Source organism: Zhongshania sp. (assembly GCF_041623545.1).
Taxonomy (GTDB): domain Bacteria; phylum Pseudomonadota; class Gammaproteobacteria; order Pseudomonadales; family Spongiibacteraceae; genus Spongiibacter.
This window is the reverse complement of sequence record NZ_JBFJWS010000169.1, coordinates 1-6,889: the sequence shown is the minus strand read 5'-3', so window position 1 is coordinate 6,889 and position 6,889 is coordinate 1. Positions and strand designations below refer to the sequence as shown.

The 6,889-nt window shown below is 53.4% G+C and carries 5 protein-coding genes; 2 read left to right on the top strand and 3 right to left on the bottom strand.

The window, feature by feature from the left end:
* On the top strand, positions 1 to 1,212 hold a 1,212-nt coding region (locus tag ABYT30_RS13435; RefSeq protein ID WP_373096954.1), incomplete at its 5' end, for an alpha/beta hydrolase fold domain-containing protein.
* A 91-nt stretch (positions 1,213 to 1,303) separates the two neighbouring features.
* On the opposite strand, the gene ABYT30_RS13430 is transcribed toward ABYT30_RS13435, so the two are convergent.
* The 3 genes from ABYT30_RS13430 to ABYT30_RS13420 all read right to left on the bottom strand — a co-directional run bounded on the left by ABYT30_RS13430 (position 1,304) and on the right by ABYT30_RS13420 (position 3,694).
* Positions 1,304 to 1,906, bottom strand: coding sequence for an NUDIX domain-containing protein (locus tag ABYT30_RS13430; RefSeq protein ID WP_373078853.1), 603 nt, complete (start codon positions 1,904 to 1,906; stop codon positions 1,304 to 1,306).
* Positions 1,903 to 2,484, bottom strand: a complete 582-nt coding sequence (locus tag ABYT30_RS13425) for a uracil-DNA glycosylase family protein (RefSeq protein ID WP_373078851.1) — start codon at positions 2,482 to 2,484, stop codon at positions 1,903 to 1,905. The genes ABYT30_RS13430 and ABYT30_RS13425 overlap by 4 nt, the downstream gene beginning before the upstream one ends.
* A 61-nt stretch (positions 2,485 to 2,545) precedes the next feature.
* Entirely contained in the window at positions 2,546 to 3,694 is a 1,149-nt protein-coding gene (locus ABYT30_RS13420; RefSeq protein ID WP_373078848.1) for a peptidoglycan-binding protein, read from the bottom strand.
* Between the two features lie 311 nt (positions 3,695 to 4,005).
* Here ABYT30_RS13420 and gcvP point away from each other — a divergent pair, with 311 nt between their 5' ends.
* Positions 4,006 to 6,879 (top strand): aminomethyl-transferring glycine dehydrogenase, encoded by a 2,874-nt coding sequence (gene gcvP / locus ABYT30_RS13415; protein ID WP_373078845.1) that lies wholly within the window; start codon positions 4,006 to 4,008, stop codon positions 6,877 to 6,879.
* Positions 6,880 to 6,889: the final 10 nt, after the last annotated feature.

Below are 6,889 nucleotides of genomic sequence, written 5' to 3'. Positions count from 1 at the left end.
TTACACGTCATCGCCCTCGAAGTCGCCCTGACCTTGCTTATTATTTTATTTGGCGAGCTCAGTGGCGTTGGTGACGCCCTCGGGCTAACAATTGCACTCGCTAGCTGGCTCGCTATTGGCGTATTTTACTTTCGCGCCCTGCGCGCCGAGCCTATTATGGCCCAAGCAGTACGCCACGCCCTTAAGCTCAATCCTGATCAACCGCTAAATACTGGGGAGTCGCTGCAGCTAAGCCCAGATTTCAAGCGTTTGCTAAAACCATTTGCCTATCGCTTACCCCGAGTAACGCGACACAAAAATATTGAATACTGCACGGTGAATGGCCGCTCGCTCAAGCTTGACATTTATCATCGCGACGACATTCCAGCTAATGCACCAGTGCTCTACCAAATGCATGGCGGCGCGTGGCTAGAAAATTGCGGCAGCAAAAATGAACAAGCACTGCCTCTCATGAACCAAATGGCCGCCAATGGCTGGGTCTGCGTTGCTGTTGAGTACCGGCTCAGCCCCGGCTCGACTTTCCCTGAGCATATTATTGACTGCAAGCGCGGCCTTAACTGGATAAAAGAACATATTGCCGACTATGGCGGCAATCCAGAATTTATTGTCGCCACTGGCGGCTCAGCCGGGGGACACCTGTCTAGCCTATTAGCCCTCAGCGCCAATGCCCCGGAATTTCAACCCGGTTTTGAAGAAGCCAATACCGAGGTTCAGGGCTGCGTGCCTTTCTATGGCGTTTACGATTTTTTAAACAGCCAAAATCAGCGCAACGCCGGTGAATCCTTAAGCCAGTGGATTTCGGCCAAGGTCTTGAAGCAAACTCGCGCGGAAAATCCCGAGCTGTGGAAACAGGCCTCGCCCTTATACTGGGTGCACAAAGATGCGCCACCGTTCCTAATTATTCACGGCGAGGCCGACACCCTCGTGCCTGTTGCAGAATCTCAAGAGCTGTATAAAGCGCTTCACGCCACTTCGGAACAGCCGGTTGGCTACGCCGAATTACCCGACGCCCAGCACGCCTTTGAAATTGGTATTTCACTGCGCACACAGATCGTTGTTAATCAATTATGCGTGTATTTAGACGAACTCTATCGCCGCCATCAGAGCTCGACACAAGGCGCCCAAGAAATCGAAGACACCCAAGTCCTCAGCAATGAGCAGCCCAGCGTTGGCGAGACTGATAGCGAGGAGATCTTAGAAAGCCAGTCCTAGACTTTGCAGCCGCTGGAGCGGCCAATAAATTCGTCGCTCCAGCCAGCAATACTTTCATTGAAATCCCCCGCGACCACGTGCGCCCCTAGCCCTAGTCATCAGCTAATAGCGGCAGCGATGCCAGCACCCCAGCCATATTCCCGCTAAATTGCATGCTTATTACCTGAATTTTTAGCAACGCCGCGACACTAATGCTGTCGGTAATACGGCCATCCAGCGCCATGGCAACCGCCTCGGCAAGCGACACCCGTTCAACTAATATATCTTCAGTTACCTCCAAGGCTTGACTGCCCTGACTTAAGCCCGTCGCAATAAACACTTCTGCGCGCTCATCAGTAACCGAGTTAGAGGTGTGTAAATTTTGTAATTTAAACCACTGCCTTGCCGACAAACCGGTTTCTTCCAAAAGCTCCCGCCGCGCCGTTTCGAGTGGCTCGCTCGTTAAAGGACAACCACCCTCGGGAATTTCCCAACTGTATTCTTCCAGCGGATATCGATACTGCCTCACTAGGTAGGTATAGCCCTCGTCATCGATTGGCACGATGCCGACGGCAATATTTTTAAAACAAATCTTGCCGTAAATCCCGTCAGTATTTGCCGGGGTTTTCACCTCATGATGCTCCAGCCGTAACCATGGGTTCTCATACACATGCCGACAGCTAAGCTGCTGCCAAGGGCCCAGATTTTTACTCATTTACACTCCAAAATAGTTTGCACACGCGCTTTGAGGCGTGGCACCACCTCGGCGTCAAACCATGGGTTACGCTTTAACCACAGCTGATTACGCGGTGAAGGATGCGGCAAAGGGAAAAAGCGATCGTTTAGCGGGTGTTGGGCCACTCGCTCAGTTAAGGTTTTAAAGCTATCACGCAAATAATAGCCCTGAGCATATTGGCCAATGAGCAATATCAACTCAATATTGGGCATATAGGCCAACAAGCGTGCATGCCAAAGGGGCGCGCACTCTTTCCGCGGAGGTAAATCCCCTGACTTGCCTTTACCGGGATAACAGAAGCCCATAGGCATAATGGCAAGGCGGGGATCCGCGTAGAATTGCGCACGGTCAATCGCCAACCACTCCCGCAAGCGATCACCTGATGGGTCATTCCAAGGAATGCCAGTTTGATGCACGCGCGTACCGGGCGCCTGGCCAATAATCAAGATTTTTGCGGCGGTGTCCGCTACGACCACAGGACGCGGGCCGAGGGGTAAATGCTCGGCGCAGGCAGTACACGCGCGAATGTCACTTAGTAAATTGCACAAAGATTCCATGCGCTATTGTGCACAGCCTAAAATCATCTCGGCAAGCCACACCGAGAAATTCAACTTTTAATTAACGCTCCGCGAGCAGGGAAACCCCTAAAGCCTGAATAACCTCTATGGATAAGCGGCCCGTCGCTAAGCCCTGGGACTTTTGATAATCGTGAATCGCTGCCAAGGTATATTTGCCCAGCACGCCATCAACCCCACCGGTATCGTAAGCTTTGGCCCGCAATGCACGCTGTATGCGGTAGACCAAATCCTTGCTTACCTCCCGTTCGCAGGGAATCATCCGCCAATCCAAGCGCGCGTCAGCCACCTTCTCGCGGTAGCTAAAACTTTTATAAACCGGCGCAATGACATGGCGCACTTCTTTGGCGGGCGCGACCTCGCGCTGAACACTGACCGTTTTATATCTCGCGGGGACCATTTCTTGAATTGTGTGCTCCGGAACATCAACCACTCGTTTGCGCAAGGTCTCGTAGACTGCAGGCGTCACTTCTTTTCGGTATTGTGCTGGCGCGACCAAAACCTGCTTACTGATTTTTTTATATTTTGCCGGAATTCGCCGTTGGTGAACGATCTCCCCGCTCTCTTCGTCTATTTTTTCGATTTCGCCACGACCGGCCTGCCAAACTAGCTCCTCGGGCGAAGCGATCACCTCTTCCATTACTGTTTTATATTCAGCCGCCTTGACTAGCACCTGCTCACTCCGCGCAGGCAATACTTCGGTGTGCTCTTCTAACCATTTATACGTGGCTGGCACCAAGGTTAGTCGCACATGTTCTTCACTGACCAGCACTTGTTCATCAAACGCCGCAAATGTCGCAGGCACGGTCTCTAGACGCTCAGCAGCCTCCTTTACAACGCGCTTTTCGACGCGATCCACGTAGGCTGGTGGCAATAACATACGGGCATAGCAGCGACCAGTTTCCGCATCGGGCGGAATAGCCGGCAGTTCGTCGCCGCTACTGACTGCGCGGGCCTTCATCTTTTCAATTTCAATCATTGCGTCGGCTAAGGCTATCTCCAGCGAGGATACCCGACCTTCTTTGGCGGTGTATTCTGGTGGAACTTGACCACCAGTAGGTGCCGACATTGGCGCGCAAGCGCTCAGTAAAATAAATAACGCCAATGCAATGAACATTATCCCAACGTTTATCTTTCCTTTCTTATCTGCCAACACTACCACGCCCCGCTCGAAGTCCTTTAGAGCGACCATTTTATAACGCCTAAGCTAAGGGATTCGAGGCTAACGCCACTGCAAATGGCGCGAATACACGCTAAATAACACGCCTCCGACACACCTATACCAGAAGATGTAACTATAACTACAGGTATTGCTCATACCGCCAAAGCCAAGCAGTAAAAACGACGAGATCGATTCCGCAGAAAAATACCGCAATTAGGCCAATGAATGCGTAGTGATTCACCCAGAAAAAGCTCGTTTAACAGGGAAAATTGCCAAGGAAACCCTAGCCTCTTTATGGTTTAATGGCCGCCGCAAATTAGTCGACGCAGGCAGCCCTCCGCATGACCCACAATCTTACCGCCCTCTCCCAAAGCAATGATTTCCTGAGACGTCATATTGGCCCAGACGCCGAGCAAACCAATGCCATGCTGAGCGCGCTTGGCGTGAGTTCTTTAGATGAGTTAATTAAGCAAACCGTCCCTGCCGCCATACTGCGCGACGACATGCCGCTGCCGGCACCGCAAAGCGAAACCGCCACACTAAACCGCCTGCGCAAGATCGCCAGCAAAAACCAGATAGCGCGCTCTTTTATTGGTATGGGTTACTACGACACCATTACCCCGCCGGTCATTCTACGAAATGTCCTTGAAAACCCCGGCTGGTATACCGCCTACACCCCCTACCAGCCAGAAATTGCCCAAGGTCGCCTGGAAGCCCTACTTAATTTCCAGCAAATGATTATCGACCTGACCGGATTAGAGCTGGCCAACGCCTCACTACTCGACGAGGCCACGGCTGCCGCGGAAGCCATGGCAATGTGTAAACGCGCCGTGCGCAAGAACAAAAGCAATGTGTTTTTTGTCGATCGCAGTTGCCACCCGCAAACTCTCGCTGTACTGCGAACCCGCGCCCTGCCGCTAGGCTTAGAGATTCATATTGGTGACGCTGAACAGGAATTAGCCAGCACGCCGTGCTTTGGCGTATTAATTCAAAACCCGACCAGCAATGGCGAAATTCGCGATTTGCGCCCCATTACCGCTGCAGCAAAAGCCCAAGACGCGCTAACGGTGGTCGCCACCGATATTATGAGTTTGCTACTGGTCACCCCGCCCGGCGAACAGGGCGCAGACATCGTCGTGGGGAACACTCAGCGTTTTGGCGTACCCATGGGCTTTGGCGGCCCCCACGCCGCATTCTTTGCCACCAGCGACAGCTATAAACGCTCGATTCCCGGCCGTATCATCGGCGTATCGGTAGACAGCCGCGGCAATCAAGCCCTGCGTATGGCTATGCAAACTCGGGAGCAACATATTCGCCGCGAAAAAGCGACGTCTAATATATGTACATCCCAAGCCCTACTCGCCATCATGGCCGTGTTCTACGCGATCTACCATGGCCCCGATGGACTAAAAACCATCGCCCTGCGCATCAATCGTATGAGCGGTATTTTTGCTGCGGGCCTTAAGCAGCTCGGCTACACCGTCAACAGCAGCTTCTTCGACACAATCACAGTACAGTGCGGTGACAAGGCCGGCGAACTCGCCAACAAGGCCGAAGCTGAACTATTAAATTTACGCCGTGGTGCCACTGAGCTGGGTATCAGCTTTGATGAGACCACTACAGTAACTGACATTGAGAAGTTATGGGCCGTCTTTGCCGCGGGCAAAGCCTTGCCATCGGTCGCGACACTGGACAATGAATTACCAGAACTCCCCGGCATTGAAATTGCGCTGCAACGTCAGAGCACCTATTTAAGCCACCCAGTATTCAACCAGTACCACTCAGAAACCGAAATGCTGCGCTATATGAACCGTCTTGAGCGCAAAGACATCGCCCTTAATCACTCAATGATTGCCCTGGGCTCGTGCACCATGAAGCTCAATGCCACCACCGAAATGCTGCCCGTGACTTGGCCGGAATTCGGCCGCATTCACCCATTTGCCCCCCGCAGCCAAGTTGCAGGGTATCTGGAGCTGGTCGACGAACTTGAGCAGCAACTTATTGCTTGCACCGGCTATGACAAATTCTCTATGCAGCCCAATGCCGGCTCACAAGGTGAATACGCGGGCCTACTTGCCATAAAGCGCTACCACGAAAGCCGCGGCGACTTTAATCGCGATATCTGCTTAATTCCCAGCTCGGCCCATGGCACCAACCCAGCCTCCGCGGCCATGGCGGGTATGCGCGTGGTTATTGTTGGCTGCGATGCCTTAGGCAACGTCGATATCGCCGACCTCCGCGCCAAAGCCGAGCGCCACAGCGAGCAACTCTCGGCATTAATGGTGACCTACCCCTCAACGCACGGGGTATTTGAAGAAGGTATTCGCGAAATCTGCGACATCACCCACCAACACGGCGGCCAAGTTTATGTCGACGGCGCCAATATGAATGCCCTTGTCGGCCTAGCCGCCCCCGGCGAATTTGGCGCGGACGTATCGCATCTGAACTTACACAAAACCTTTTGCATTCCCCACGGTGGTGGCGGCCCCGGCATGGGCCCGATTGGCGTAAAAGCCCATCTAGCGCCCTTCCTGCCCAGCCACCCAGTATTCCCGGTAGAAGGTTTGGCTATCGATAACGACACTGTCTCTGCGGCCACCTACGGCAGCGCGGGCATTCTGCCGATTTCTTGGACCTATATTGCACTGATGGGCGGCGAAGGCCTGAAAAAAGCGACCCAAGTTGCGATCTTAAATGCCAACTACATCGCAACTCGTCTCAATGATCACTACCCCGTGCTCTACACCGGCCGCAACGGCCGCGTCGCTCACGAGTGCATCATTGATCTGCGCCCCTTAAAGGAAAGCACAGGCATTAGCGAAGAAGACATTGCCAAACGCCTCATGGATTACGGATTCCACGCGCCGACCATGTCTTTTCCAGTACCCGGCACTCTGATGATTGAGCCTACCGAGAGCGAGTCCAAGCGCGAGCTAGACCGCTTCTGCGAAGCCATGATCCATATTCGCCGCGAAGCGGGCCGAGTGGAGAGCGGGCAACTCCCCGCTGACAATAATCCACTGGTTAACGCCCCCCACACTTTGGCGGACATTATTGCCGGCGACTGGGACCGCCCCTACTCCAGAGAAGAAGCCGGATTCCCAGTTCCGAGCCTGCGCGATAACAAGTACTGGCCCACCGTTAACCGCATTGACAATGTGTTCGGTGATCGCAATTTAATCTGCTCATGCCCCCCTATAGAAAGCTACCTTTGAGTTGAAGTCC

What these genes read in the sequence shown, in the direction of transcription:
- ABYT30_RS13430 (WP_373078853.1), bottom strand. Translation starts at nt 1,906, where the DNA reads ATGAGTAAAAATCTGGGCCCTTGGCAGCAGCTTAGCTGTCGGCATGTG.
- ABYT30_RS13425 (WP_373078851.1), bottom strand. Translation starts at nt 2,484, where the DNA reads ATGGAATCTTTGTGCAATTTACTAAGTGACATTCGCGCGTGTACTGCC.
- ABYT30_RS13420 (WP_373078848.1), bottom strand. Translation starts at nt 3,694, where the DNA reads ATGGTCGCTCTAAAGGACTTCGAGCGGGGCGTGGTAGTGTTGGCAGAT.
- gcvP (WP_373078845.1), top strand. Translation starts at nt 4,006, where the DNA reads ATGACCCACAATCTTACCGCCCTCTCCCAAAGCAATGATTTCCTGAGA.